This window comes from Jeotgalibaca sp. PTS2502 (assembly GCF_001975685.1).
GTDB lineage: Bacteria > Bacillota > Bacilli > Lactobacillales > Aerococcaceae > Jeotgalibaca > Jeotgalibaca arthritidis.
The window spans coordinates 1,640,505-1,667,248 of the sequence record NZ_CP019433.1 but is presented as its reverse complement, the minus strand read 5'-3'; the positions used below and the strand labels follow the sequence as shown (position 1 = coordinate 1,667,248).

27 protein-coding genes and 1 pseudogene are annotated in these 26,744 nt (G+C 39.2%); 24 read left to right on the top strand and 4 right to left on the bottom strand.

Annotated features, from left to right (window positions below):
• Positions 1–13: 13 nt before the first annotated feature.
• The 14 genes from BW721_RS08190 to treC all read left to right on the top strand — a co-directional run bounded on the left by BW721_RS08190 (position 14) and on the right by treC (position 13,715).
• Positions 14–322, top strand: coding sequence for a flagellar biosynthetic protein FliO (locus tag BW721_RS08190; RefSeq protein WP_076767764.1), 309 nt, complete (start codon positions 14–16; stop codon positions 320–322).
• A gap of 50 nt (positions 323–372) precedes the next feature.
• Complete coding sequence (fliP, locus tag BW721_RS08185) at positions 373–1,053, top strand: flagellar type III secretion system pore protein FliP (protein WP_083686918.1); 681 nt, start codon at positions 373–375, stop codon at positions 1,051–1,053.
• Between the two features lie 22 nt (positions 1,054–1,075).
• Positions 1,076–1,339, top strand: a complete 264-nt coding sequence (gene fliQ / locus BW721_RS08180; RefSeq protein ID WP_076767760.1) for a flagellar biosynthesis protein FliQ — start codon at positions 1,076–1,078, stop codon at positions 1,337–1,339.
• 46 nt (positions 1,340–1,385) lie between these two features.
• Positions 1,386–2,108: a flagellar biosynthetic protein FliR gene (locus BW721_RS08175; RefSeq protein ID WP_076768689.1), complete on the top strand. Its 723-nt coding sequence runs from the start codon at positions 1,386–1,388 to the stop codon at positions 2,106–2,108.
• A 14-nt stretch (positions 2,109–2,122) separates the two neighbouring features.
• A complete protein-coding gene (locus BW721_RS08170; protein ID WP_076767758.1) occupies positions 2,123–3,190 on the top strand; it encodes an EscU/YscU/HrcU family type III secretion system export apparatus switch protein in 1,068 nt (355 codons plus the stop codon).
• A gap of 29 nt (positions 3,191–3,219) precedes the next feature.
• Positions 3,220–5,307: a flagellar biosynthesis protein FlhA gene (gene flhA / locus BW721_RS08165; protein ID WP_156892220.1), complete on the top strand. Its 2,088-nt coding sequence runs from the start codon at positions 3,220–3,222 to the stop codon at positions 5,305–5,307.
• Between the two features lie 23 nt (positions 5,308–5,330).
• Positions 5,331–6,053 carry a sigma-70 family RNA polymerase sigma factor gene (locus tag BW721_RS08160; RefSeq protein WP_076767757.1) on the top strand — a complete coding sequence of 241 codons (723 nt, stop codon included), beginning with the start codon at positions 5,331–5,333 and terminating at the stop codon, positions 6,051–6,053.
• Positions 6,046–6,471, top strand: a complete 426-nt coding sequence (locus tag BW721_RS08155; protein WP_076767755.1) for a flagellar basal body rod C-terminal domain-containing protein — start codon at positions 6,046–6,048, stop codon at positions 6,469–6,471. The genes BW721_RS08160 and BW721_RS08155 overlap by 8 nt, the downstream gene beginning before the upstream one ends.
• A gap of 16 nt (positions 6,472–6,487) precedes the next feature.
• Positions 6,488–7,150, top strand: coding sequence for a flagellar hook-basal body protein (locus BW721_RS08150; RefSeq protein ID WP_076767753.1), 663 nt, complete (start codon positions 6,488–6,490; stop codon positions 7,148–7,150).
• A gap of 15 nt (positions 7,151–7,165) precedes the next feature.
• Positions 7,166–7,891: a cell division ATP-binding protein FtsE gene (locus BW721_RS08145; protein WP_076767751.1), complete on the top strand. Its 726-nt coding sequence runs from the start codon at positions 7,166–7,168 to the stop codon at positions 7,889–7,891.
• Between the two features lie 29 nt (positions 7,892–7,920).
• Positions 7,921–9,234 (top strand): carboxylate--amine ligase, encoded by a 1,314-nt coding sequence (locus BW721_RS08140; protein WP_156892218.1) that lies wholly within the window; start codon positions 7,921–7,923, stop codon positions 9,232–9,234.
• 117 nt (positions 9,235–9,351) lie between these two features.
• On the top strand, positions 9,352–10,221 hold the full coding sequence (locus tag BW721_RS08135) for a nuclease-related domain-containing protein (protein WP_076767748.1): 870 nt from the start codon (positions 9,352–9,354) through the stop codon (positions 10,219–10,221).
• A gap of 252 nt (positions 10,222–10,473) precedes the next feature.
• The gene (gene treP / locus BW721_RS08130) at positions 10,474–11,988 is read left to right on the top strand and encodes a PTS system trehalose-specific EIIBC component (protein WP_076767746.1); all 1,515 of its coding nucleotides are present in this window, start codon (positions 10,474–10,476) and stop codon (positions 11,986–11,988) included.
• A gap of 74 nt (positions 11,989–12,062) precedes the next feature.
• Entirely contained in the window at positions 12,063–13,715 is a 1,653-nt protein-coding gene (gene treC, locus BW721_RS08125; RefSeq protein WP_076767744.1) for an alpha,alpha-phosphotrehalase, read from the top strand.
• Positions 13,716–13,757: 42 nt separating this feature from the next.
• Here the strand turns inward: treC and BW721_RS08120 are convergent, their stop codons facing one another.
• Positions 13,758–14,117, bottom strand: coding sequence for a hypothetical protein (locus BW721_RS08120; RefSeq protein ID WP_076767742.1), 360 nt, complete (start codon positions 14,115–14,117; stop codon positions 13,758–13,760).
• Positions 14,118–14,313: 196 nt separating this feature from the next.
• On the opposite strand from BW721_RS08120, the gene BW721_RS08115 reads away from it, so the two are divergent.
• Together BW721_RS08115 and BW721_RS08110 are read left to right on the top strand one after the other, a co-directional pair.
• Positions 14,314–14,673: a hypothetical protein gene (locus BW721_RS08115; RefSeq protein ID WP_076767740.1), complete on the top strand. Its 360-nt coding sequence runs from the start codon at positions 14,314–14,316 to the stop codon at positions 14,671–14,673.
• Positions 14,674–14,985: 312 nt separating this feature from the next.
• Positions 14,986–16,092: a GerMN domain-containing protein gene (locus tag BW721_RS08110; protein ID WP_076767738.1), complete on the top strand. Its 1,107-nt coding sequence runs from the start codon at positions 14,986–14,988 to the stop codon at positions 16,090–16,092.
• Positions 16,093–16,425: 333 nt separating this feature from the next.
• Here BW721_RS08110 and BW721_RS08105 read toward each other — a convergent pair whose 3' ends face one another.
• Positions 16,426–17,445 (bottom strand): YeiH family protein, encoded by a 1,020-nt coding sequence (locus tag BW721_RS08105; RefSeq protein WP_076767736.1) that lies wholly within the window; start codon positions 17,443–17,445, stop codon positions 16,426–16,428.
• Between the two features lie 142 nt (positions 17,446–17,587).
• On the opposite strand from BW721_RS08105, the gene BW721_RS08100 reads away from it, so the two are divergent.
• From BW721_RS08100 to BW721_RS08080, 5 genes and pseudogenes are all read left to right on the top strand, one after another.
• Positions 17,588–18,457: a LysR family transcriptional regulator gene (locus tag BW721_RS08100; RefSeq protein ID WP_076767734.1), complete on the top strand. Its 870-nt coding sequence runs from the start codon at positions 17,588–17,590 to the stop codon at positions 18,455–18,457.
• A gap of 6 nt (positions 18,458–18,463) precedes the next feature.
• A pseudogene (locus BW721_RS08095) lies at positions 18,464–19,029 on the top strand (endonuclease/exonuclease/phosphatase family protein).
• Positions 19,030–19,067: 38 nt separating this feature from the next.
• Positions 19,068–20,720, top strand: a complete 1,653-nt coding sequence (locus BW721_RS08090) for a MutS-related protein (RefSeq protein ID WP_076767732.1) — start codon at positions 19,068–19,070, stop codon at positions 20,718–20,720.
• A 164-nt stretch (positions 20,721–20,884) separates the two neighbouring features.
• Positions 20,885–21,823: a hypothetical protein gene (locus tag BW721_RS08085; RefSeq protein WP_076767729.1), complete on the top strand. Its 939-nt coding sequence runs from the start codon at positions 20,885–20,887 to the stop codon at positions 21,821–21,823.
• A 166-nt stretch (positions 21,824–21,989) separates the two neighbouring features.
• On the top strand, positions 21,990–22,178 hold the full coding sequence (locus BW721_RS08080; protein ID WP_198031336.1) for an ATP-binding protein: 189 nt from the start codon (positions 21,990–21,992) through the stop codon (positions 22,176–22,178).
• Here BW721_RS08080 and BW721_RS08075 read toward each other — a convergent pair.
• On the bottom strand, positions 22,157–22,393 hold the full coding sequence (locus tag BW721_RS08075; protein ID WP_198031335.1) for an MATE family efflux transporter: 237 nt from the start codon (positions 22,391–22,393) through the stop codon (positions 22,157–22,159). The genes BW721_RS08080 and BW721_RS08075 overlap by 22 nt on opposite strands.
• A gap of 176 nt (positions 22,394–22,569) precedes the next feature.
• Here BW721_RS08075 and BW721_RS08070 point away from each other — a divergent pair, with 176 nt between their 5' ends.
• The 3 genes from BW721_RS08070 (at position 22,570) to BW721_RS11820 (ending at position 25,952) form a co-directional block, all read left to right on the top strand.
• Complete coding sequence (locus BW721_RS08070; RefSeq protein ID WP_076767725.1) at positions 22,570–23,475, top strand: helix-turn-helix domain-containing protein; 906 nt, start codon at positions 22,570–22,572, stop codon at positions 23,473–23,475.
• Positions 23,475–24,359 carry an Rgg family transcriptional regulator gene (locus tag BW721_RS08065; RefSeq protein WP_076767723.1) on the top strand — a complete coding sequence of 295 codons (885 nt, stop codon included), beginning with the start codon at positions 23,475–23,477 and terminating at the stop codon, positions 24,357–24,359. Before BW721_RS08070 ends, BW721_RS08065 begins: the two co-directional genes overlap by 1 nt.
• A 288-nt stretch (positions 24,360–24,647) precedes the next feature.
• Complete coding sequence (locus tag BW721_RS11820) at positions 24,648–25,952, top strand: G5 domain-containing protein (RefSeq protein WP_156892217.1); 1,305 nt, start codon at positions 24,648–24,650, stop codon at positions 25,950–25,952.
• 56 nt (positions 25,953–26,008) lie between these two features.
• On the opposite strand, the gene treR is transcribed toward BW721_RS11820, so the two are convergent.
• On the bottom strand, positions 26,009–26,725 hold the full coding sequence (treR, locus tag BW721_RS08050) for a trehalose operon repressor (RefSeq protein ID WP_076767717.1): 717 nt from the start codon (positions 26,723–26,725) through the stop codon (positions 26,009–26,011).
• Between the last annotated feature and the right edge of the window lie 19 nt (positions 26,726–26,744).

Genomic DNA, 26,744 nt, shown 5'->3' with positions numbered 1-26,744 from the left:
GGTGTTGAATTCAGTGGGAATAACATATGTGTTAAAGATGGTTGTAGCTCTTGTAGTGATTATCTTTTCAGCTAATATTTTGTTGCAGAAGATGAACCAACTTTCTTCAAAAGGCAGTCCAAATATGAAAGTAATCGAACGGCTAGCACTGAGTCGGACTTCTTCTATTTGTATTGTTGAAGTAATGGAGAAATACTACTTAATGAGCTGTACCGAACAACATAATGAGATTCTCAAGGAAATCGATGCTAGCGAGATGAAGCGGGTAACCCCTTCGTCCATGTTGTTTAATCAAATGAAGGAAAAGAGGAGCAACAGTTGAAAAAAGCAATAACATCACTATTGCTTACTCTTTTCTTCTTTCTTTTCGATATGCCTGCCATAAAAGCAACAGGACTCGATAACCTACTGACAGACAGCGCGACAACTCCTGATTCTGTTAAGTTGTATGTCTTGCTTGGTCTACTCAGTATTATTCCTGCCTTTTTAATCTTAACAACGAGTTTTACACGGATTATTGTGGTCCTATCTTTCTTAAGAAGTTCATTAGGAACCCAACAAAATCCGCCGAATATGTTGTTAACTGGCTTGGCTATGTTCTTAACTATTTTTATCATGCAACCCATTTACTCTCAAGTGAATGACGAGGCGTTACAGCCTTTTTTAAATGATGAAATTAGTTTAGAAGTCGCATTAGAAAGAGCAGAAGTTCCGATTAAGGACTTCATGCTTGATCAAACAAGAGGAAAAGATTTGCAATTATTTTTAGAGTTATCGGATCAAACAGAAGACATTGAAAGGCGAGCAGATATTCCACTGTCTGCTACTATTCCAGCGTTCGCTATTAGCGAATTACGGACAGCCTTTACGATCGGATTCTTATTATTTATTCCATTTTTAATTATTGATATGGTCGTTGCCAGCATCCTCATGTCCATGGGTATGTTTATGCTGTCGCCGGTTATGATTTCATTGCCATTTAAGCTCTTACTCTTTGTGTTAGTGGATGGCTGGTATTTAGTTGTTGAATCAGTCGTATTGGGCTTTTTCTAGTATAAAAGAATGAGGGATAGAGATGACGTTAGAGAGTAGTTTAGATATTGTACGAGAAGCTTTCGTAGTCATTATTACGGTAGCAGGTCCTGTTTTATTAGTGGCTTTGGTTGTTGGTTTGTTGATTAGTATTATTCAAGCAGCCACCCAAATTCAGGAACAGACCTTGAGTTTCGTACCCAAAGTACTGGCGGTTATTGGCTCATTAATTGTACTAGGAAATTTTATGCTGAATGTGATTGTTAGTTTTACTGAACGGATTTTTGAATTGATTTCGGGTTTGTAGGAGTGAGAGCGTGACGCCAAGTGTTCAAGTATTTTTACTGGTTTTGATGCGTGTCAGTGCTTTTATCTTCGTTTCGCCTGGTTTTTCGCTAAAGGGAGTTCCTCCCATGATGAAGATTGGCTTATCGGTTGGCTTAAGCATGCCGGTTTACAGTGTTATGCCGGTTTTTTCGGTGGCATATAGCTTCCCATCATTTATGGTTTTAGCCATTAAGGAAGTATTGATTGGGCTAGCGATTGGCTACATCTCGCTCTTGTTTTTTAGTGCGGCTGAGATGGCCGGATCATTTGCAGATGCTCAAGCTGGTTTCACGATGGCGGCTTTGTTAGATCCATCATTAGGTGTGAATATGTCCTTTCTTGGAAAGGTATATTACTGGTTTGCCTTGGCGATTTTCTTTCTTGGTGACTTGCATCACTTGATGATTCAAGCCATTGTCCAGTCATTTGATCAAGTTCCCATTGTTGCAACGGTTGCCGTTGTCCAAACAGAAGGCATCGTCAAGTTGTTTTCAATGGTGTTTACTGCTGCCTTTAATTTGGCTGCGCCATTAATGATTGTGGCATTGCTGACGGAAATCTTGCTCGGTGTCTTGTCTCGAACGGTTCCGCAGATTAACGTTTTAATTTTAAGTATGCCATTGAAAGTGCTAGTCATAACGATTTTTATGCTGGCTTTCTTACCAGTGCTGATGGACAATCTATCGTCTTTCTTGCCACTGATGATTAAATATACCAATGAATTTATCCAATCACTGTCGCTAGGATAAGAGGGTGAGAAACCGTGTCAGAAAAAGATGGAAAAACAGAAAAGGCCACCCCCAAGAAGCTTCGCGATGCGAGGAAAAAGGGGGAATTGGCAAAGAGCCAAGAGCTATCTAGCTCAATTACATTTGCTATTTTTGCTCTAGTGGGTGTGTCGTTGGTAACCAATACCTTGCAGAAGGCCTATCCTTTTTTAATTCGTATGCTGACATTACCGCAATCGGTTCAGAACATTGAGAATGACCTCAATAAGATTGGTATTCAAGCAGTTCTTTACTTCTTTGTGTTTGTCGGCCCTTTTTTGGCAGTGGGATTTGTTGGGTCTTATGTCGCAAATGTGATACAAGTCGGCCTCTTATTTTCGAAAGAGTCCTTAAAACCAAAGCTTAATCGTTTAAATCCGGTGAGCGGCCTTAAAAATATGTTCAGTAAGACTGCCCTGTTTAACTTGGTTAAAAACCTCGCTAAACTGGCTTTACTTGTGTGGGTGGCTCTATCGTCGGCTGAAATGGCGGGTTATTATGCCTTAAACGCCGGTATGGTGGGCGCTGAAAAATTATACTTTTTAGTTTTAGAAATTATTAAAAGCGTCAGCACCAAATTAGCGGCCTTATTATTCGTTTTAGGAGCTGCAGATTTTGCTTATCAGAAATATAGCTTCCAGAAAAAAATGAAGATGACTAAGCAAGAAATAAAAGACGAATATAAAGAAAGCGAAGGAGACCCGCAAGTGAAGTCTCAACGCAAACAAAAATACCGACAACTAACGCGCGGTGCGCTAAAAGATGTGGAAACAGCCACCGTTATTATTACTAACCCAACTCATCTAGCTATTGCCATCCGTTATGATCGTTCTAAGGATGAGGTGCCGATTGTGGTTGCCAAGGGAGCGGACCATATGGCTGCTATTATTAGGGAACGGGCTAAGGAACATGACGTTCCGATTATGGAAAATAAACCTGTTGCGCGTGCTTTGTACAAGTCGGTTGATGCTGGTCAAGCTGTTCCAGCTAATATGTACCAAGCTATCGCAGAGGTACTGGCGCTTGTGTACCAAATGGATGAGCTGAAGAAGAAAAAAATATAACAAGCTGAAATGATGGAGGAAGAAAAAATATGTCTATGAATATTTTGAAGAAGGCGCAAAGAAAATCCGCAACAATGGATATTAGTGTATCGATCTTTGTTGTAATGATTTTGGCGATGATTATTCTTCCTTTGCCAGTTGTTATACTTGATTTTATGTTTGTTTTAAACATTGCCTTATCGATTACGATTTTACTACTGACCTTGTTCACTAAAAGTGTATTGGAATTCTCAAGTTTCCCAACGGTTCTGTTGATTACAACCATGTTCCGCCTAGGATTGAGTATTGCCTCAACACGTTTGATTTTGACAGAGGGTAATGCCGGGCAAGTCATTGATACCTTTGCTAACTTAGTGGCCGGTAATAATATGATTGTCGGAACGGTTATCTTTTTAATTATCTTTATCGTTCAAATGATTGTTGTAACGAGTGGGTCGAGTCGTGTATCTGAAGTGTCAGCTCGTTTTACTTTGGATGCGATGCCGGGTAAACAAATGTCGATTGACTCAGATATGGCATCAGGCTTAATTACTGAAGAAGAAGCTCGTAAACGCAGGACAGACTTAGAACGTGAAACACAGTTCTACGGTGCCATGGACGGTGCGAGTAAGTTTGTAAAAGGGGATGCAACAGCCAGTATTATTATCACCTTGATTAACTTAATCGGTGGGGTTGTTATTTTCTCCTTACAACATGGTATGGGAATAGGGGAAGCTTTGAACCAGTTTGGTAAGCTAACCATTGGTGATGGCCTTGTCAGCCAGATTCCTGCCTTATTGATTTCCATTGCTTCGGGTATTTTGGTGACTCGTTCAGGAACATCCAAGAGTTTTGGTAGTTCGTTGCTACCAGAATTATTTTCAACGACCAAGGTTATGTTTATTCTAGCAGCCTTAATGATTATTTTTGCTTTCACACCGGGTTTTCCGACAGTATCATTCTTTCTGATTGGTCTATCGGCTGGTGTCGGTGGCTACTTATTGAATGAAAACGAGAAGGCTGAAACAGCCAAATCCATTCAAAATGAGCAAGCCGTACTTGCTCAAAAGAGAACGGAGCGAGATAAGGATACGAAGGAAGCCATCGTGCCTCATCAAGTGGATGCCATTTCGATTGAAATTGGTTACGGCTTGATTGGAATCGCTGATGAAACAAAAGACGAGAATATTATGAATCAAGTGCTCATTATCCGTAAACAATTCGCTCAGGAGTTGGGCTTGTTATTAGGACCGATTCGTATTCGCGATAATCTACAGTTAGAAATGAACGAATATGCCATTAAAATTAAAGGAAATACCCAAGCTAAGGGTAATCTCTATATGGATAAGGAACTGATGCTCCTACCTGACGGACAGGATGTAACCTTTAAGGGAATTCCTGCTAAGGAGCCAGCATTTGGTTTGGATGCCTTGTGGATTGAGTCGTCTGACCGCGAAATGGCTGAAATTAATGACTTCACCGTTGTTGATCCATTGACCGTTTTAGTTACCCATTTAAAAGAAACCATCCGCCTAAACAGCTACTCCCTACTTGGACGCCAAGAAGTGAAACAGCTGCTAGAAGGATTGAAGGACAAATACAATGTGGTTATTGATGAATTGATTCCTGACGTTTTACGTTTAGGTGAAGTTCAAAAAGTCCTACAAAATCTTCTGAAAGAACAGATTCCGATTACCGATATGGTTACTATTTTAGAAACATTGGCAGATTATGGTAATACAGTAAAGGATACAGAACTGTTAACGGAATATGTTCGTCAAGCTCTAAAATATACGATTGTTCAACCATATATGGATGAGTCACAAACCTTAAATGTGGTTACCGTTCATCCAGACACAGAAGAATTATTAAGCCGAAATATTCAAAAATCTTCAGCAGGTTCTATTCCTGTGTTACAGGGAGACGTGATTACGAAACTGTTCGATAGCGTGAAGGTTGTCCACTATCAACTAGAAACACAAGGTATTCCACACGTCTTACTTGTATCACCAAAAATTCGTCCTGCTATGAAGAATTTAATTCATTATAATTTCCCTGAGTTAGCCGTGCTGTCATTAAATGAAGTACCTAATGAAATTGCGATTACCGCAGCAGGGATGGTCGATTCTATTGCCTAGTCAAGTTCTCGAGGAGGTGAGCCATGTATTCTGAAGTAAATCAAAGCCGTGACGATGCTATTCTCCAATATTTACCATTAGTGGAGAAAGTTGTTAACGGCCTTAAAATAAAAAGTCGTGAATATGAACGTGGGGATTTAATCAACTTCGGTGTGATTGGATTGATGGATGCGATTGAAAAGTATGACCATCAACAAAAAGTCCCGTTTGAAAGTTATGCCTATTTAAGAATTCGCGGTGCGATTATTGATGAAGTTCGCAAGGTCTCTCATGTTGCTCGCAGCGGTATGGACAAGGTAAAGAAATTCTACCTAGCAAAAGAAGACTTACAAAAAGAGTTGAAACGAGAACCAACAGAAAAAGAAATTTTAAGTAAAATGGCGATAACAGAACGACAGCTGGATGATATTTATGACATTATCAACCAATTGTCTGCTACTAGTCTTGAGCAGTTAATTTTCACGGATGAGAGTGGCGGTGCTAGCTTGGGCGACTTTATCGAAGATAAACGTGTCGACCAAGCTGAGGATATTTTGCTATTAGAAGAAAGAAAAGCTTACCTAGCACGAGCTATTGAACACTTATCAGAACGAGATCAACAAATTCTACAACTATTGTATACAGAAAAAATGCCACTTAAAGACATTGCCTATATTTTTGATATTTCAGTTCCGCGTGTTTCTCAGATTCACGGGAAAGCTATTACGAAGCTAAGAGAGTATATCGGGAGGGAATACCGTGATTAGAAGTTTTAATACCTTACAACAAAATTTTACTAACTTGCAAAGAAAACAAGAAATGGTCAGTTCAAACCTTGCAAATATTAATACACCGGGCTATCAAGCACAGCGCTCTGTGCAGAGTACGGAAGCTGAACGTCAGATGTTTAACCATTTAGGCGGGCCAAATCGTGATCAAGAAGCAAATATTGGCGGTTTTACTTTTAGCAATTATATTGATGAAGTGTATGTGAACCAAGAACCAGGAACGTTGAAACAAGATGAGACAAATCCAACGCAATATATCGAGTTATCAAATGTGAATACAGCAGATGAAATGGTAGAATTGATGAAGATTTCACGTGAATTTGAATCAAACCAACGCGCACTTCAGGCAACGGATGAAACACTGCGTCGTGCGACAAATGAAATTGGAAAAGTATAGAAGGAGAGACTAATTCATGAATCCAGCTTTAGGAATATCAAGAAGTGGTATGCAAGCTTATCAAAATGCGATGGATACTATTTCATATGACATCGCCAATGTGAATACCACAGCTTATAAAGGTCGCCAATCAGAATTTGAAGCATTGCTGACCAATCAAACCGTTACAACCAATGATTTATTAGTTGAGATTAGCAGTGGCTCAAGAAATGAAGTCTCTACTTTGAATATGCAACAAGGCAGCCTTGTTGCTAGTGAAGGAGACTACCAACTTGCTATCAAGGAAGATGGTTTTTTCCAAGTCACAGCAGCAGATGGCAATACTTACTATACAAGAGATGGTAATTTCCATATCGATCAAAATAACGTCGTAGTGAATGCTAGAGGAGAGGCTTTAACGGTGTCAACGAATGGCGATCCGATTGATACTCCCGTCTATCAAATTCCAGCAGACCAACTGATTGCAGTTGGTGAGAATAAATATGCCTTGGCAAACGGCGCAACAGCCGTTTTAGATCAAGGGGCAACTGTCTTACAAGGATACCTTGAAAATTCAAATGTTGATTTAGCAACTCGTTTTACAGATATGATGGTTGTTCAACGTGCTTATGCCATGAATATTAAGGCAGCTCAAAGTACGGATGAACTGATGGGCATGATTAATCAGTTTAAGCAGTAGAAAGAGTGTATGGTAATGAATATCATTGAGTGTCATCAAGCTACAAAAATTTATTCGAACAATGTCACTGGCGTGAAGGATGTTTCTTTTTCTATTAAGGAAGGAGAGTTCGTCTATCTCCTAGGGGCGAGTGGCTCTGGGAAGTCGACTCTAATTAGGCTATTATCCTGTCAAGAATCGCTCACTAAAGGCAAGTCAATTATCTGTGGTCACGATACGAGCAAACTAAAAAAACGTGACTACTATAAAATTCGCCGTGAAGTAGGCGTGGTGCATCAAAATTACAAGCTCCTTCAAAATAAAACCGTTTATGAAAATATCGCTTTTGTTTTAGAAAGTATTGATACGCTTCCTGAAGAGCTAGATAGTAACATTCGCCGTGCCCTAACCTTAGTCGAATTAGGTGATCGCGCGCATTGCTATCCGCACGAACTATCTGGCGGTGAGCAGCAACGGGTTGCTATTGCTAGAGCATTTATTAATAATCCGAAAGTGATAATTGCTGATGAGCCAACCGGAAATCTAGACCCAAGAACGTCTATGGAGATTTTCCGTTTGCTCTATCGTATCAATAAAGGTGGGACCACTATTATTTTGGCTACCCACGATCAAGACGTTATTAAAAATTTTCAATACCGTATTTTAACCTTGGAAGAAGGCGTGTTAGTTTCAGATCAGGAACAAAAAGAACGAGGCTCTCTCCAGTATGATTTCCGCAAGAAAGCATACTTTATTGTTTAATGCTGGGTCAAATGAAAGGAATGAAGAAATTGGAGAGTACAAAGTCAAATCGCTTTTTAGCCGTGATACTGGGAGGAAACCGAGGTGCATATGGACTGGCTCAGGCTTTTTATGAAGCATATGATCAACAGTCAGTTGTTATCAGCCCTTATCAAACAGGTCCAATTCTTCATTCACGAATTGTTGACCATTATTTACAAGCAAGCCCGATGGATATTGACCAATTGTTACAAACACTCGATCAAATTGATCGTGATTATCCAGAGGCAGAGAAACTTATTTTTGGTAGTGATGATTGTTATGTTGAATTACTCGTTGAGCATCGTCATCGCTTTGCGGAAAAGTGGCAAGTCCCTTATGTTGAGAGAGAAACTTATGATCAAGTCACCGTTAAATCGAGCTTCTATGAACTCTGCCAGCAGATAGGTGTGCCTTATCCACGTACTAGTATTTTAAATAGCGATAATCGCCGTTTTTCATTGGGATTTCCGGTTATTGTTAAGCCGGCACAAACACCTGATTATCAAACATTGAGATTCGAAGGCAAACAAAAAGTTTATATTTGTTATGACGAGCAAGAGGCTTCTGAGAAAATCGCCCTTATTTATAAAAATGGTTACTCTGGTGAATTGATTGTTCAAGAGTATATTCAAGGAGACGACCAGACATTGGGCATTGTGACAGCCTATGTTGCCAAGAAAGACCGTCAGCTAAAGCTGTTGTCTTATTCCAACGTTTTGGTTGATGATCCGACTCCTTCCGCAATCGGGAACAGTTTGGCAGGGATTGTGCGCAGAGAACCTGAAATCGAAGAGTCCGTGAAGAAATTATTAGCGGCCTCCGATTTTTATGGCTTTGCCACCTTCGATGTGAAATACGACCAAGCGCGCGACGAGTATGTGTTCTTTGAACTGAACGGCCGCTTAGGATCGAGCAACTACTATGTGACCGCATCAGGAAATAACGTCGCCCGTTATTATGTCGAGGACTTTATTTTTAACCGCGAGATAGCTGAATCAACAACGGCCGAGGACATTCTTTATACGGTTTTACCCAAACCCTTATTGTTGCACATGGTAGCAAAAGGAGAACGCAATAAGGTTAAACATTTCTATAATCAAGGAAAAGTAACCCGTTTTCTGCATGCACCTTATGAGCGCCACCCCAGCCGGAAAGCTTACTTGCTAGCATCCAGCTTAAATTATTATAAAAAATTGATCTTTTTCCCATCGCTTGAACGAAAAGTGATGAGAAAAAAGCAGCCACAAACTTTTAAACATGATTTGGTTCAGCGAATGAGCGACAGACCAGCTGAGAACTTAGCACATAAAAATAATATGTAGACACAAGACTGAGAAATTTTTTCTCAGTCTTGTTTTTTTATTTCCAATAAAAAACGGAAAACGACATTGTTTGCGAATCTTATTAGTAGAAGAAAAAAACAGAAGGGAGATTTTGTTATGTTTCTGAAGGCAAGATCCGAATCGACAGCTTTGAAAGTAATGAAGGCATTGAGCAAGAGGACATCATTAAGTGTGCCAGACAAGCAATACTTTTTCCGCCAAGAAAGGGGGCATCAAGGAGAAGAGAAGTTAGACCGTTATACTCAGACGATTTCAGAGCGATATCCCGTATTGAATGATCTCAATTTGAGTGTCTATACCAATGACTTTCAACTTGATACGCTGATTATTAAGGGACAGACCTTACATTTATATGAGGTGAAACATCTGACCCATGATTATATCTATGAAAATGGCAAGTTGCGAAAGCTGTCAAACTTTCGAGTGGCAAACCCAACTGGGCAATCGGATCGAGCAGAATCCAACTTGTCTAACTTTGTGCGCTGGCAGGGTTATGATTATAGGATTGAGGAGCACATTGTTTTTACCCATCCTGCTTTCTTTATGTATCAGGCGCCGGTGGATTCTAATTATATTTTTCTTCCCCAGCTAGAGCGGCACTTAGAGCAAACCTATCCTTATGAGGAGTTGGGCGATCATGATTCTTTCATTAGTTGTTTGCTTTCCCATCATCAGGCGGATTACCGTGCGCATAATCTTCCTCACTATGAGTATGACGCTATTCGCAAGGGGATTTGTTTCCCGCAGTGTGCGTCCTTTGACGGTGGCCACACACGGCAGCTACGCATTTGCCTAACTTGCGGTCATAAAGAGACGGCCATTCAGGCGATTAGGCGGACAGTTGAGGAATTTGAGCTGCTATTTCCGGCGATGGTGGCAACGCCGGCTCAAATTCATGATTGGTGCGGGGGAATTTACTCTTATCGTCGTATTTATGGGGCGTTGAGGGAGAGAAATGTCGACTGAAGGTTAAAAAATCTGCCAGTCGACATGATTTAGGGAAAAAGTGTCGAGTGAGGCTAGAAAAAAGGCTCGACTCGACATAAATCTCCCCATTCATGTCGAGTGAGCCACCGCAACAGAGTCCACTCGACACTTTTAGACCTTAAGTTCAAAAAACAGAGTGGTAAACGGTTGCAATTTTAAAATGAACAAGGTAGAATGAAAGTATAAAGTAACTTGTCTATACAAGTTGTCTAACAAAAGGAGGAAAAGAGTATGGCAGATTTTAAGCAGGATGCAAAAGATTTATTGGAACATATTGGCGGTTCTGATAATATCTCAGCAGTCACTCACTGTGCAACTCGGATGCGCTTTGTTTTAAATGATCCCGATCAAGCTGATGTGAAGAAGATTGAAGATATTCCATCAGTAAAGGGAACGTTTACGCAAGCAGGGCAATTCCAGGTCATTGTCGGTAATGAAGTTCCTATGTTCTATAATGAATTCGCTAAGGTTTCTGGAAAAGAAGGCGTATCGAAAGACGAAGCCAAATCAGCAGCTAAACAAAATCAAAACTGGATTCAACGCGCTATGTCCGTTTTAGCAGAAATTTTTACTCCACTTATTCCAGCCATTGTTGTCGGGGGTCTTATTTTAGGGTTTCGTAATATTTTAGAAGGTATTCAATTTCAATCACTAGGGCAAGCGATGGTGGATGGTGCCCCAGCATTCACAACAGCGGGCGAACCCATCTATAATACAATTGTTAATGTGAATCAATTCTGGTCAGGTGTGAACCACTTCCTATGGCTGATTGGTGAAGCGATTTTCCACTTCCTACCAGTTGGGATTACATGGAGCGTAACGAAGAAAATGGGAACAACCCAAATTCTAGGTATCGTACTAGGGATTACCTTAGTATCACCTCAGCTGTTGAATGCCTATGGTGTGGCAGGAACTGCTGCAACAGACATTCCAGTATGGGACTTTGGCTTCTTCCAAATTGATATGATTGGTTATCAAGCACAAGTTCTACCAGCCATGCTAGCAGGCTTTACATTGGCCTTCTTAGAAATTTGGTTGCGTAAATGGATTCCACAAGCCATCTCAATGATTTTTGTGCCATTCTTTGCTTTACTACCAACTGTTTTAATGGCGCATACCATTTTAGGACCGATTGGTTGGCAAGTGGGTAACTGGATTTCAGATGTTGTTTATGCAGGAATTACAGGCAGCTTCAGCTGGTTGTTTGGACTTGTCTTTGGTGCGTTGTACTCACCACTGGTTATTACAGGGCTTCACCATATGTCCAACGCCATCGACTTGCAGTTAATGTCTGACTTTGGTGGCACACAATTATGGCCAATGATTGCTTTATCAAACATCGCTCAAGGGTCTGCGGTTCTAGCGATTATCTTCATGCACCTCGGAAATAAGAAAGAAGAGCAAGTGTCTATCCCAGCGATGATTTCGTGTTACCTAGGTGTGACTGAGCCGGCTATGTTTGGTATTAACATTAAGTACATTTACCCATTCATTGCAGCAATGATTGGCTCAGGGATTGCTGGTTTCGTTTCAGTTCTCTCAGGCGTAACAGCAGCATCAATCGGTGTCGGCGGGATTCCTGGATTCTTATCCATTCAATTTGAGCACTGGCCAATGTTCTTTGTAAGTATGGCAATTGCAATTGTTGTTCCGATTCTATTAACGATTATCTTTGAAAAGAACAACTTATTTGTACCAAAAGGTGATGTCGAAGATGCACCTGTTATTGAAACATCACAAAAATAATAAAAACGGACAGGACAGAAGAAGAGTATGCTCACTTTTGGCCTGTCTCCTTGTTAGAAGAGAAGGAGGCTATTATGGCTAATTTTAAAGAAAAGGTCATTTACCAGCTCTATCCGAAATCATTTAATGACTCGGATGGTAATGGGATTGGCGATATTCGCGGGATTATTGAAAAATTACCGTATTTAGAAACACTGGGGATTGATATGATTTGGATGAATCCCGTATTCCTGTCTCCTCAAAAAGATAACGGCTATGACGTAACGGATTATACGGCCATTGATCCTGTCTTTGGTAGTATGGCAGATTTGGAAGAATTGATTGAAAAAGCAAAAGAAAAACATATTGAATTAATGTTTGATATGGTCTTTAACCACACGTCAATAACTCATGAGTGGTTCCAACGTGCCCTAGCTGGGGAAAAGGAATACGAAGACTACTACATTATTCGCTCTCCTAAAGAGGACGGCAGCTTGCCAACAAACTGGCAGTCGAAATTTGGTGGCGATGCGTGGGATGAGTTTGGTGAGACAGGTAATTATTACTTATGTCTGTATGACAAAACCCAAGCCGACTTAAATTGGAGAAATCCAAAAGTCAGAGAAGAATTGTATAAAGTTGTTCAATTTTGGCTGGAAAAAGGGATTCGTGGCTTCCGCTTTGACGTCTTGAATGTTATCGGTAAAGCAGAAGAATTAGTAGATAGTGATGGTGATAATGAAAAGGGTCTGTATACCGACACACCGATTGTCCACGACTATGTTCGTGAATTAAATCAAGCGAGTTTTGGACAATATGATGACATTATCACGGTTGGGGAAATGTCTTCCACAACGGTTGAAAATGGCGTTTTGTATTCTAATCCTGATCGTAATGAGTTGTCGATGATTTTCAGTTTCCATCATTTGAAGGTGGACTATCAAGACGGGGAAAAATGGTCAGATGTGCCCTTTGATTTTATCGAGCTGAAACAATTACTGGATGAATGGCAAAGTGGCATGTCGGATGGCAATGGTTGGAACGCCTTGTTCTGGAATAACCATGATCAGCCGCGCGCCAATAGCCGCTTCGGGGATCCTGAGCGTTTCCCTTATGAAACAACGACGATGTTGGCGCAGGCCATTCATCTGCTGAGGGGGACACCTTATATTTATCAAGGTGAAGAAATTGGAATGACCAATCCTGATTACGGTGATATTAATGAGTATGTTGATATTGAAACCCATAATGCTTATGAGAGCATGCGATTGGATGGCAAGAGCCATCAAGAAGCTATTGCTATTATTAAGCAAAAATCACGTGATAATAGCCGAACACCGATGCAGTGGGACAGTAGTTTAAATGCTGGTTTTTCAACGGCTGAGCCATGGTTGAAAGTAGCTGATAATTACCTAGACATTAATGCTGAGAAGGAACTGGCAGAAGGACGCATTTTCCCTTACTACCAAAAACTGATTCAGCTTCGTAAATCGATGCCCATTATTTCTGATGGTAGCTACCAAGGTATTTTGCTTGATGACCCAGAAGTCTATGCTTATATCCGTGAAAAAGATGGCGAAAAACTACTCGTCTTAAATCATTTTTACGGCACGGATTATAGCTTAACGATTCCAGAAGAATGGGTGCAAGAGGGAGCAGAAGTGGTTATTGGTAATTATCCCGGTGCAAGCTTAACATCCCAAATAACGCTTAGACCTTATGAAACAGTGGCCTTTTTAATCAAATAAAAGATGAGCCTTCTACCAATTTTTTGGTGGCAGGCTCGTTTTTTATTTAGACAATAAACTATAGAGTAAGCCACTGCCGTAATAAGCGATTAGGAATGGTGTAATGAGATAGAATTGGAAAGGAATAATTAGCGCCGTTGATAAGAAGAGCATCAAAACACAGGCAACTAGCATGACAGCTAGAGTTAGGCGATAGGTTTTTTCTTTTTTATAAACTAAGCTGTGGTACAAGATGATAAGGGTGAGACCTTGAAGAATAATTTGTAAAAAGATAGAAAAATAAGCAGGTGCTGGATTAAATGAGCGTAACATATAGTCATTGATGGCTTGTGTAGCAGACGCATCAATCCCCATTAATAATACAGGTAGAAAGATAAGTGATAAGGCCGTTTTCTTGTTCATTTTGATTCCCTACTTTCTCAAAAAGTCATTATTTTATATAAAATATATGATAGACATTAATTTGTTAAAAGTAAATGTTTTTTTGTTTACATGCAATAAATAACAATATGGTGGAGGTGAACTCAACTCAATTCTAAGCCTTAATAATAACCAATATATTAATAAAAAAACTACTTATGTAACTGAAATAACAAAAATGAGTTCGATTGCCGTTGAGAAAATGGCCATTACCAAACAAGCTGTTATTGAACAAGAGTCTGCTGTAGAAGTAACGAGCAGTGCCTTCGATGAGATTAAGCATTCTGTAGAAGATATTACATCTCGTGTCAACAACTTATCACAAATGTTAAACCAAGTGGATCAAGCATCAAAACAAATCGGTAAGCAGGCAAGTGATATGACAGAAATCGCTGAGCAGTCAGCAGCCAATTCTGAAGAAATTTCAGCATCAAGTGAAGAACAACTCGCTACAGCTGAAGTGATCGCAAACACCGCCACAGAAATCATAATGATGTCTGACAGCCTCCATAAAGAGGTTCTGAAATTTAAAGTATAAGAAGTGGATTGAGAGGAGTTGAATTTTTTTCAGCTCCTTTTTATTTGCTCAAGAAGTGTGCGATACAGCTTCAAAAATTGAGCTGTATCGCACACTTTTACCTTGAAATGTAAGATACAGGCCGCTTCAAACAGTCTGTATCTTACATTTAGGTACCTGAGTGTAAGATACAGCTGATAATTTTAGTCTGTATCTTACATTTCGACAAAATGAAGCTGGAAAATCCCCAACTTCCACTCAGCTTTTTCTGATTTCGTATCAAAGTTTGATTATGATATAATTAAAGCAAGAAAGATGGTAGGAGGGATTAGTTTGAAGAGAAATCGATTATTAGTATTTGGTTTGCTGGCAGCATTTTTAGTTGCTTGTTCTAAGGAAGACGACACAGTTGTGGATTCATCGTCACAGCCGGCAAGTTCGGAAAGTAGTATTGAGGAGAGTTCATCCGTTGAGGAATCAAGCTCTGTAGAAGAGGAAACCGATACGATTGCCGCTTATTTTCCTTTCGTAGAGAATGTTTGGTCTTCTTATGAAGGCGAAGGCAGTGAGTATGCGACATTCAGCTGGTATCCGCAATACATCGAAGAAAATCGCGCACAATATGTTAAAAATAATGGCGGTACGCAAATCGTATCTGTCTTAGATTATTCAGATGGTCAATTAGTCGAAACCTTTACGCGTCCAGAAACATATTTCCGTGAAAATATGTTGGATCAGACAAGTGATGACGCAGGAACTATTTTATTAAAAGAACCGCTTGAAGTAGGTAATAGTTGGGAAAATCTATCAGGTTCAACGACTGAAATTACAGCCGTGGATGTTGATGTGGAAACACCACTTGGCGTATTCCCAGCAATCGAAGTAACGACAACAGAAGGCGATGCTATTACGACACGTTATTATTCTGTCGGCATAGGCTTAATTAAAGAAGTGGCTACCGATACAGAAGCTAGCTATGAAGTTATTTCAACATTAGCTGAGCAAATCGCAGATACACCAGAATCAACAGTTATCAGAGCTTTCTTCCCAGATGCCAATGCTATGGGGATTGAAACAGCAGATGTGAATGTCGCTTTCTTTACCAATGATGTAACGAGAGAGGTTATTTCCGATTTATTAGAACAAGTGCCAGATGTTGAATACGGCCGTTTAATTCCAGAAGGAACAACGATTAATAGTTTGTACTTGAATGAAGATGGCAGAGTTTATGTTGATTTTTCAGAAGAGCTAGTTGGCAATATGAATGCGGGTAGTTCAGGAGAATCACTTCTATTGCAAGGAATCGTCAATACCATTGGCGTTTACTATGGCGTAGAAGAAGTGCTATTGACGATTGAGGGTGCCGCTTATGAATCAGGCCACTACTCCATGCAAGAAGGCGAATCCTTCAGAGTTGATATGGAAGGCGTTATTGAATAAGTTTTGAAAAAGTGATTGAGTGGGATGCTCAATCACTTTTTTTGTCCTAGACTAGGGGATTATAAGTTCAGCCATCACTGTCTAGCTCCCAAGTCCTGACCTAGTGAAAAAAAGATAAATTTGCCCCATTGCGCGCTTCGCTGCTCGCTAACGCATATCATTCGACTAACCCGCTGAAGCGTGAAGTCTCCTGACAATTCAGGGTCAAATGTCCTATTTTTTCATAGGCCAAGGCGGACTTGTCCGCTTTTCTTATGGAGTAGGGTAATATAAGTTTTTTTCTGCCTCCGGGAAATTAAACGAATCGTAGCTATTGGCCTGAAATTCTTGTTGTTACACTATTCCCATGAAAAATTCTACAGTGATTGCTACAATCACGACTAGAGTAGAAATAATGAACCCATGAATCATGGGATTAAGGCCAGATTTTCTCATCTCTTTGAAGTCTGTATTCATACCGATTGCGGCTAGAGCAGAAACCATTAAGAACTTGCTTAATAATTTCAATGCATTAGAGAACGGAAGAGGAATGAATCCCATACTATTGATCACAGACATACCCACAAATGCAATGATAAACCAGGGAAAGAGAGAAATTAAATTTACTTTTTCATTTTTTGTTTTTAAAGTAACCGAGTTTTTTCTATTTGAATAAGTGTTAATTAAAGAGAAAATCAATACAGTTGGAATAATAGATAGGGTGCGAGTCAGCTTGACCATTGTAGCAAAATCACCTGCTGCTTCGCTGAATGCATATCCAGCAGCAACTACACTTGAAGTGTCGTTTACTGCAGTACCCGTCCATAAACCGTATGCGATATCGCTTAAACCTAACGCCCGTCCCATAATAGGAAATAAGATAATCATAATTACATCGAAAAGAAAGGTTGCAGACATTGCATAAGCAATATCTTTGTCTTCCGCATCAATCGCAGGAGCGAGAGCAGCAATGGCAGAACCACCACAAATTCCTGTCCCGGCAGAAATCATGTTAGAGAGTTTCCAATTCAAACCAAGCCATTTCCCTACAAAGTATCCTCCTCCAAAACAGGTTACTAAAGTAAAGAGCATGACAATTAAAGATAAGCGTCCAACAGTTAGAATGGTTTCAATACTTAAAGAAGCACCTAATAATATAATTGAAAATTTAAGTATTTTTTTAGACGTAAATGTTAACCCCACCGTTACTTCTTTACTAGGTTTCCAAAAATTATTTAAAAGTATCCCAAGAAATAGTGCGATCAAAGAATCACTAACAATGGGTATAGGCAATAAAGACTGTATGAACCGTGCGACTAAGGCAAGTAATAAAGCAAGAGAAAAACCAGGTAAATAATTTAATAGCTTTTTCATACATTTCTCCTTCCATTAAGAATAATTTATAAATCTAATGTAATTTTACAAGGGCACAACGATAAAATCCAATTATGATTTGTTATCGTTGATAAGGTTATGTTATGGTAAAAGGAGTAAAAATCACATTAAGGAGGGTTCCATGCTAGATACAAAACTACTCACGTTTGTGCAAGTGGCTAAATATAAAAACTATACAAAAGCGGCTCATGCGTTGAATTTAACCCAACCTGCTGTTAGCCAGCATATAAAGAAAATTGAAGAACATTATGGATGTCGTTTGATTATAATCGATGGTAAAACAGTGACTTTAACTGAACAAGGAAAATTACTATACAGTTATGCAAATTTTCAGCTTGCAAATGAGAAGCAATTAATCGATCAAATAAAGAGAGTTGAGACATCTATTAAGATTGGTTCAACATTGTCGATCGCTGATTACTATTTACCAGATTATCTGAGTGCGTATTTAAGTGATTCTGACGAAGTCATTTCTGTGTCTGTAAAAAATACAGAAATGATTATTGATATGTTACTGAACAATGAATTATCTTGTGCATTTATCGAAGGGATATTTGATAAATCGTTGTTTCATTATTTTGAGTTTCAGAATACAAAATTTCTTCCCGTAAGCAGAAAAGGTCACCCCTTGGAAAATTCCAAAGTGAATATAAGCGATATACATGAATATCCTTTGCTTTTACGAGAAAAAGGCTCGGGAACAAGAGAAATTTACGAAAATTTTTTATATGAAACAAATGATTCGCTGCTATCCGTTTCAAAGATTCATGAAATCAGTAGTTTTTCAATTATAAAAAATATATTAAAGAAATCAGATGCTGTCTCATTCATGTATGAAGAAGTTGCAAAAGAAGAAGTCGAAAAAGGTGAATTGTGCTATCTAAATATAAAGGATTTTTTAATCAATCGTCCCTTATATTTTATTTATCCAAAAAATAGTTTGCTGAAACAAAAAAACGAAGTGTTTTACGAAAAATTAATGAAAAAATGAAACGAAATGAAGTTAATTTCATGGAATATAGATTCATTAAATGCTGCTTTAACCAGTGATTCAAATCGTGCACTGCTGACGCGAGAGGTACTAAGGAATATACTTGCTTTGAATCCCGATATCATTGCGATTCAAGAAACAAAACTAACCGCAAAAGGATTAACAAAGAAACATGCAGAAGGTAGAATCATTACCTTGGAATTTGAAGATTTGTTTGTCACACAAGTATATACTCCGAATGCTGGAAATACATTGGGACGATTAGAAGACCGCCAAATTTGGGATCAAAAATACGCAGAATATTTATCCCAATTAGACCAAACAAAACCAGTACTGGCAGTGGGAGACTTTAATGTCGCTCATGAGGAAATAGACTTGGCTCACCCCGATCGCAATCATTTCTCTGCGGGATTCACGGATGAAGAAAGACAAGTAAAATTAATAATTCAGGCTGGAGAATTGATTACGCTCTAGTAAGCGATCGACTAGCAGATAAAGTAGTCAAGTCGGAAATGCTTGATTCTGGAATTCGGCAAGATCACACACCGCTCTTAATTGAGTTGGAATTTTAAAGGAAGTAATCTCATAGGGGTTATAGAGGGAGTTAGCAATGGGGGATCGTTATATAGTAATAAGTATCGTAGTGGCTGTGTGTTGCGTAATTATTTTCATGGAAATACGCAACCGCCTGAAACTGAAAGCGAAAGTACGGAATCAGTGGGGGGAAGCTCCCTACCAAATTCGTTTTGATAAGGAGAAAAGCTTGAAAACAGCTTGGCAAACTGAAAAAACCTTTTCTGAATGGGACTCTGAAATTGATGATCTTACTTGGAACGATCTGGATTTATTTGACGTTTTTGAAACAATCAATGCTACTTATTCCAGCATAGGCTCTCAGGCTTTATACTGTCAACTTCGCAATTATCATTTTAAAAAAGATGAACAGTTGGAGAAGGTAATAAAATATTATGAGGAAAATCCTCAAACAAGAGAGAAAGTACAATATCAGTTCGCACGTTTAGGAAAGCAAGATAATAACTTAGTAACAGCCTATCTGTCAAAGCCGCAAAATCAACTAGGTAACTTGTATATCTATCTAGCATTAGGTTTATTCCCTTTTATCGGCGTACTTCTTTTGCTTTTCGGACAACTAGCTGGGGGATTTTTTTTATTGGCTAGTGCGGTCTTAAATCCGATTTATTATATGATAAAAAAACTTTCTCTTGAAACGGAATTAAACAGCATGCGCTATTTCGTTCAGATGATTGCGACTGCAAACAAACTAGCAAAGATTGAAACACCTTTGCAAAAACCGTTACAAGAGGCATTAAAGCCACTCCGAACTATTCCTCAATTCGGCTTCGCTTTTCGTTTAAAAGGCAATACGGAAGCGGATTTGATATTCGATTATTTAAATATGGTAGTCATGCTTCCTTTTATTTCTTATAGTTTTGTTTTGAACAGCTTGCAGAAAAATCAGAAAAAAGCGATTCAAGTTTGGCAGCTTTTAGGGAAGTTAGAGCTAGCAGTTGCCATCCTAAATTTCCGGACCTATATGCCGTTGAGTTGTGAGCCGGAATTTCAAGAAGATGGTGTCACTGCAGAAAGCATTTATCATCCTCTTTTAGAAGAACCTGTTACTAATCCATTACATTGGAAAAAGAATACTTTGGTTACGGGCTCAAATGCGTCTGGAAAGTCTACCTATATCAAAAGTGTTGCAATTAATTGTATCCTTGCTCAGACCATACAAACGGCTCTTGCTTCCAGCTTTTCTTTGGCCCCGGGACACGTCATAACTTCTATGGCGGTAGAAGATAATATTTTTGAAGGAGATAGTTACTTTATTGCGGAAATCAAGTCGATTAAGCGTTTGTTAACACAAGTGGAAACAAATGAGAAGTGTTATTGTTTCATAGATGAGATTCTGAAAGGGACGAATACAATTGAACGGATTGCTGCTTCATCAAGTGTCGTTCATTGGCTTCGGAATTTTCCGAGTCTGGCATTTATTGCGACCCATGATATTGAATTGACCGAAATATTAAAAACAAGTTGCAAGAATGTTCATTTTGCTGAAAGTGTCACGAAAGAAGAGGGAGTCGTTTTTGATTATCTGCTAAAATCAGGACCTGCACGAGTAAGGAATGCGATTTCCTTGCTTAAAGTTTTAGATTATCCTGTCGAGATTATCCAATCAGCTCAAAAAGAAGCTGCTCATTTTGATCATCATCGTAAATGGCAGCCCCTATCGGATTCGTGATAAGAAAGTAAAAAAATATGGAAACTGTCATCATAGGCAAAGTGCTCTTTGTTACATGAAGACAGTTTTTTATTTTTTTAAACTCTACAGGACCCTATCAAATGAAACCTTTTTATTAATTCAGTATAATATAAGAAACAATAGTATGAAAAGAGGAGGCGCTTATGAAAAAGATTTTACTTGTGGCTGGCTTAGCTGTTTTTTTAGGAGCATGTAGTACAGAATATGAAGTTGAATATACAACTGAAAGCTTTACTTTGGGGAATTCATTGACCTATGAAATGCCGATTCTTGAGTCGGATTTGTTGCAACCCACATTAAATCAAGAGTTTAGTATGGGGGATGAAATTCAGATACGCAATAATTTTTGGTTTACAGATGAAAAATCTCTGCTATCAACTGTAGATGTTGGTTATCGTTTGGTTCCGCTTGATTATGATTACCTACCTTATTACTATCTGCAAGATGATGAGCTTACGGAGTTTAGCGTTACCGAAGTTGTAAAAGAAGAAAGGGTAACGATAAACAATCGAGAATGGTTTCATGTTGAAACAGCACCAATAACTTTCGAATCAGACGGCGAAGAGTTGCAATCAGTTGATCAAACGTATTATTATCGTTCTGGTTTTGAGTTGTATAATTATACCTTTAAGTTAACAGCTCCAAAAGAAGAATATAATGATCAAGAGAGAGTTGCACTCACAAACGAGCGAATAGAAGAAGTTTTAGGCATGGCTGATTTCAGTCATGAACCGACAAAAACAAAAGAAGAGATTCATACAGTACTTAATGGGACATGGGATGCTGGCGACTCAGGCTACCTGCACTTTAATGCAGGCGAATTAAAATGGTATAAAGACAGCAACATGAAAGAAGAAAATGTATTATTAATTGATGTGACGGATGTTGTTCCGCTTATCCATCCAGAGAATGATACCGAATATGCTTTACTCCAACTTGATTACTTAACAGAAACAATAGACGGACAGACCTATGATAGTGAGACAGAGCTGACCTTGTTGATAAACTTTATGGACGATAATAATATCATCTTAGCTGACTATCAAACATTGGAATATTATAAGTTGAGTAAGGTTGAATAAGAAGATTTTAAAGAGAGTGCTTATGTAGAATGGGCGCTCTTTTTTGATAGACTAGGGGATTATAAGTTCAGCCATCAATGTCTAGCTTCCAAGGCGGACTTGTCCGCTTTTCTTAAAAACGGACAATAAAAAAGCTGTTTTATCGGTTCAAAATACGGTGGCGGTTATGCCAGAAGATTTGGACCGACTGTTTGATCGGTTTTATCGCGAAAATGAGTCGCGCAATCAAAGTGCTGGTGGCTATGGGATTGGGCTATCGTTGGCTCAAGCGATTGTTCACCAACATGGTGGCAGTATTCATGCGCTAGCTCTTTCAAATCAGCACATTCAATTTCAAGTCGTATTACCATTGTAAGGCTGGGATAAAATCCCACTAATACTCAAAACAATAATGGTCATAATCGGATTGGACGTTCCGACTGCGGCAAGGGCATTCTTGCCGACACAGCGACCAACAATAATAGAATCCAAGGCATTATAAGAAAGCTGAATCAGATTCCCTAAAATCATAGGAATCGAAAATCGAATCAGCAGTTTGGCAATTGGGCCATTTGTCATATCTGACTGCAACGAACATCACCTCTTTTAAAAGATGATAATAATGTAACACAATTGTGAAGAAAAAAGAGTGAAATAGCATTATTGAACGGCCACTTGCTCTATATAAAGCACAAACTAATGTAACGATATGATATACTTGTGATTAAAATTACAATGCACATTACATTAAAAAGGACGGCCCAACTATGGATGAATCAGATTTAGGTTTAGTAATCGATGGAATACGACGCAATCGTAATATGACAATCAGTGCCCTATGCGAAGGGATTATCTCACCTTCGACTTACTCTCGCTTTGTCAGCGGGAAGACAATGATCGCAGCAGACTCCTTTATGAAATTAGTTTTCCGATTACATATGACTTTTGCGATGTTTTTACAAGATTATCAAGATTTTTTCAGAATTAAACACCACTACGCGATGTTAAATCATGCGAAAGGCTACCATGATTTAGCACTTGTTCAGCAGTTAGTCGCTGATTATCAAGCTAGATATATGGACTTTCAAGCAAGTCCTCACAAGACAAAGGACTGGGGCATTTACGACGAACGCTTTTTAATGGTATCAACTGCTCTGGCCAGTCAACTTTCTGAAGACCCTCATCGCCAACAGCAGCTTGAAGTCGTCCAAGACCACATCAAGCAGTACAAAGCGCTGAGCGATAATGACTTTTTCGCGCTGAAACTATTATTGCCTTATATGACATTAGCGGATGCCGAAGCCGTTGTAAAAAAACCATTAAAACAACTAACGGATTTAAAAGAAACGGCCTTGGCTGAAAACTTATTCTATGTTTGCGGCATGATGTACATCAAAAACCTCGCCGCAGGTCAACGAAAAAAAGCTGCCCACTACTACAAAATGTTAGAAGAGATTTACTTGGATCCACTCGATTTGGGGTGGAAACTATCCCAACAATTCTACCAGAATATTCATCTTTATTTTACGGCTGATGCTGAGAGAGCGGTCGACCAAATTAACAAATTGAGCGCTTTTTATTCTGATTTAAACTTGGCTCATCAATCGCAATTTATCGCCCAAACTTGTCGTGAATTAAATATCCCACACCAAGAAATGGAGCTGATTAAATAATGACCATGAGCCATAAAGAATTAATTGAGAGCCTACGTAAGAAGAAAGCCTTGTCCATGCAAGTTATTTGCGGTGATTATGTCTCGCATTCTTCTTATTCACGCTTTGTTAAACAGGGTCAAACATTGGCGATTGACAAGCTCCTTTATATTTTGCGTCAAATGGATTTGAGTTTTAGAGAGGCTGGTTTATTTGATCATAATATCCAGCGTAGCAATGAGGATACCCTTTTGATGATGGATGCCATGACTAGCAATGATGTTGCCCATATGAAAGAAATCGCAGACCTTTTTGCAAGCAAAGCCAAGCGAACCTATGATATTTACGGCATGATGGCGATTCAAGTGCGACTAAAAATGGGTGGCGAAACGGCTGCTAAGCAAGAACAAGACCTTAAGGATTATCTTTTTAAAGTCCAAAATTGGGATTTCAAGGAAATGTATCTGTTTACCTTTATCTTGGACCGCATGGAGAGTTCGGTAATTCTGTACTACCTTAATCGGACCTTTCGAAGAGCCGCGGATCCCTATTTCCTTGAGCGCAATCTGAACCTCATCATCCTAACCGATGAAGCACATTTTGAGCTTTTAAAACGTAAAGAATTAAGCCATGCACAAAATGTGATTGAGCAGTTTGAAAAATTTGTTGTTAATCGCACCTTCCACAGCGTACAAGGTTACTTCACTATTTCTCAAGCTCTTCACAATGCGGTGAAAGAAAAGCGTCCAGAAGACTTGCAGAAAATTGCGCGCCTTTACCATAATCTCATGTTTATCGAAGCAAGCTTCTTTGCAAAACGCCTAAGAAGTCGCTACGAAGAACTACAGGCAATTTACCAACTAGACGACCTGATTTGGGAAGAAGAAATTGATGGCTTTAAATAGAAGAGAAAAAAATAGGGATAGGCTGGGGCTGGATTTTTTCCAGCTCTTTTTTTATTTACTCAAATGTGCGATACAGCTTCAAAAATTGAGCTGTATCGCACACTTTTAGCTTGAAATGTATGATACAGGCCGCTTCAAACAGTCTGTATCTTACATCACGAAAAAAGGGCTGGCACTATTTCCTGTTTTTGTGCGTTTATGCAACAGAATATAATATGAATTGCAATCTATATTAAGATAAAAGATATGATAATAACTAGATATTAACTTTATTGGGAGGGATTAGATGTGAGATCGGCAAGAACAAAAAGCGGAAACAAAGTCATGCGTAAAGTAAAAGGGATTTGGGTAGCGGTTGCATTATTTGGTGTAGTTGCGCTTGGCGCAGACATTGCTCAAGCAACCATAGTATCAGACACAGCAATTGCGTATGTACTGAGGTCAGACGCGACATCATTTGAAGGTAAGGTAGACCTAGCTAAAGAAGTAGCAGATGAATCAAAGAAAGCTTTTGAAGGCGTAACGATTTCTTGGAGTCCAAACACCTTAGATCAAGTCAAGGCTGAAATAGCACGTCAAAAAGAGCTTGGCTTAGCCGCATATATGATTCAATGGGGAGATACGCTAAGTATTGTTGCAGAAATTATCGGGACAGACGTTGACACATTAGCAGCCGCAAACGGAATTGGCGATAAAGACTTTATCTTAGTAGGCGATTTGTTAATCAATGTTCTTGAAGCTGACCGTAACGTAGTTCTTGCACCAGTAGAAGTATCAAAACCAGTTGAATCAAAACCAGAAGAATCAAAACCAGAAGTATCAAAACCAGTTGAAGAAGCACCAGAAAAACCAGAAACGCCAGAAACACCAGAAGTTCCAGAAACACCAGAGGTTCCAGTAACACCTGAAACACCAGAAGAAGAAACGCCAGTAACACCTGAAACACCGGTAGCAAAAACATATACAATCGAACACAAAAACGGTGCAGCAGTAAGCTCTGAGAAAGTAATCAGCGAAGTTAATACAGGTGAATCATATGTTACAACGGCTCTAACAGAAGTAGACAATGAACATTTGATTAGTAGATTTGATTTAATAAAAGAATATAAAAACGAAAAAGGACAAACAGTAGAAGAGTATCTTGGAGAGGATAAGGCAAATATTATACCAATCGGAGAGATTATCAAGTATGATAACACGGTAGAAAAAGGTAAAAGAATCACAACGGGTAAACGAGTTAACGGTTTAGCCCATTACGTATCAAAAGAAGTATTTGTAAATGGGGACAGAGTGTCGGTAGAAGTTATTAAACATATTAATGTAGAGCCGCAATTCCCAACAGATATCGTAGGAACAATGGAAAAGACAACAGTAAAACAAGTAACAACAACAACACCAATCATTGCGGGTAAAGTGGTAACGGAAGACCCAACTAAATCAGCAAGTGAGTCTTTCAACCAAGAAGGAACAAACGGCTCAATCGTAGAAGTGGTAGAGGTAACATACTTCAACGATAAGGAAACAGGACGTAAAGTTCTATCATCAACAACAACGCCAGCAACTTATGGTAAACAACTAATCGGAACAAAATAAATAACAAAACAAGAGCGCTCCTTTTTCTAAGGGGCGCTCTTGTTGCTGACTATTTCTCACAAACTATGTTTTCGTCTAGCAAACTCAACGAACTTGAAGCGGTCTAGGCGGTGTCGTGATTCGGTATATTGGAAGAGGCGGGTGTCCTCTAAATAGACTTCACTCTTAACGACAACGACATGGGTATCGTTTTTCAAGTTCATATAATGTTTGTCTTCTTCGGTAATCGGTTCGACGACGAATTCTTTTTTAGCGTAGGCGATATTGAGCTGTCGTTCTTGTTCTAAATAGTCATAAAGGGAGACTTCGGCTGCATCGGTTGGCACAGAGCCGACAATATCACGCAGCAAATAATCCTTATCCAAAATGATGACTTCGCCTGAAATTTTACGCAAGCGCACTAAGCTAATCACTTGTTGGTCTTCGGGAATGTGGAAACGTTCGGCTAAGTAGCGCGGAATGGTTTCTACTTTGTTTTGAAGGACAATCGTCTCGCTATTAATTTGCTGGCCATCTTGAAGCTCCTTAAAACTGGTTAATCCAGAAACGGGAAATTGCAGGCGCTGGATGTCCAAGACAATCGAGCCTTTTCCTTGTTGCTTTTGAATATAGCCACTTTCCAATAATAAACGCAGTGCTTTTCGAATGGTTTCCCGTGATACGCTGTACATTTGGGCCAAGTTTAATTCACTGGGCAGCAGGCTGCCAGCAGGGTATTCTCTTTGTTCGATTCGTTGTTTGAGGTCTCTAAAAATTTCATGAAATTTATTCATTTTCCTTAACTCCTTAGCC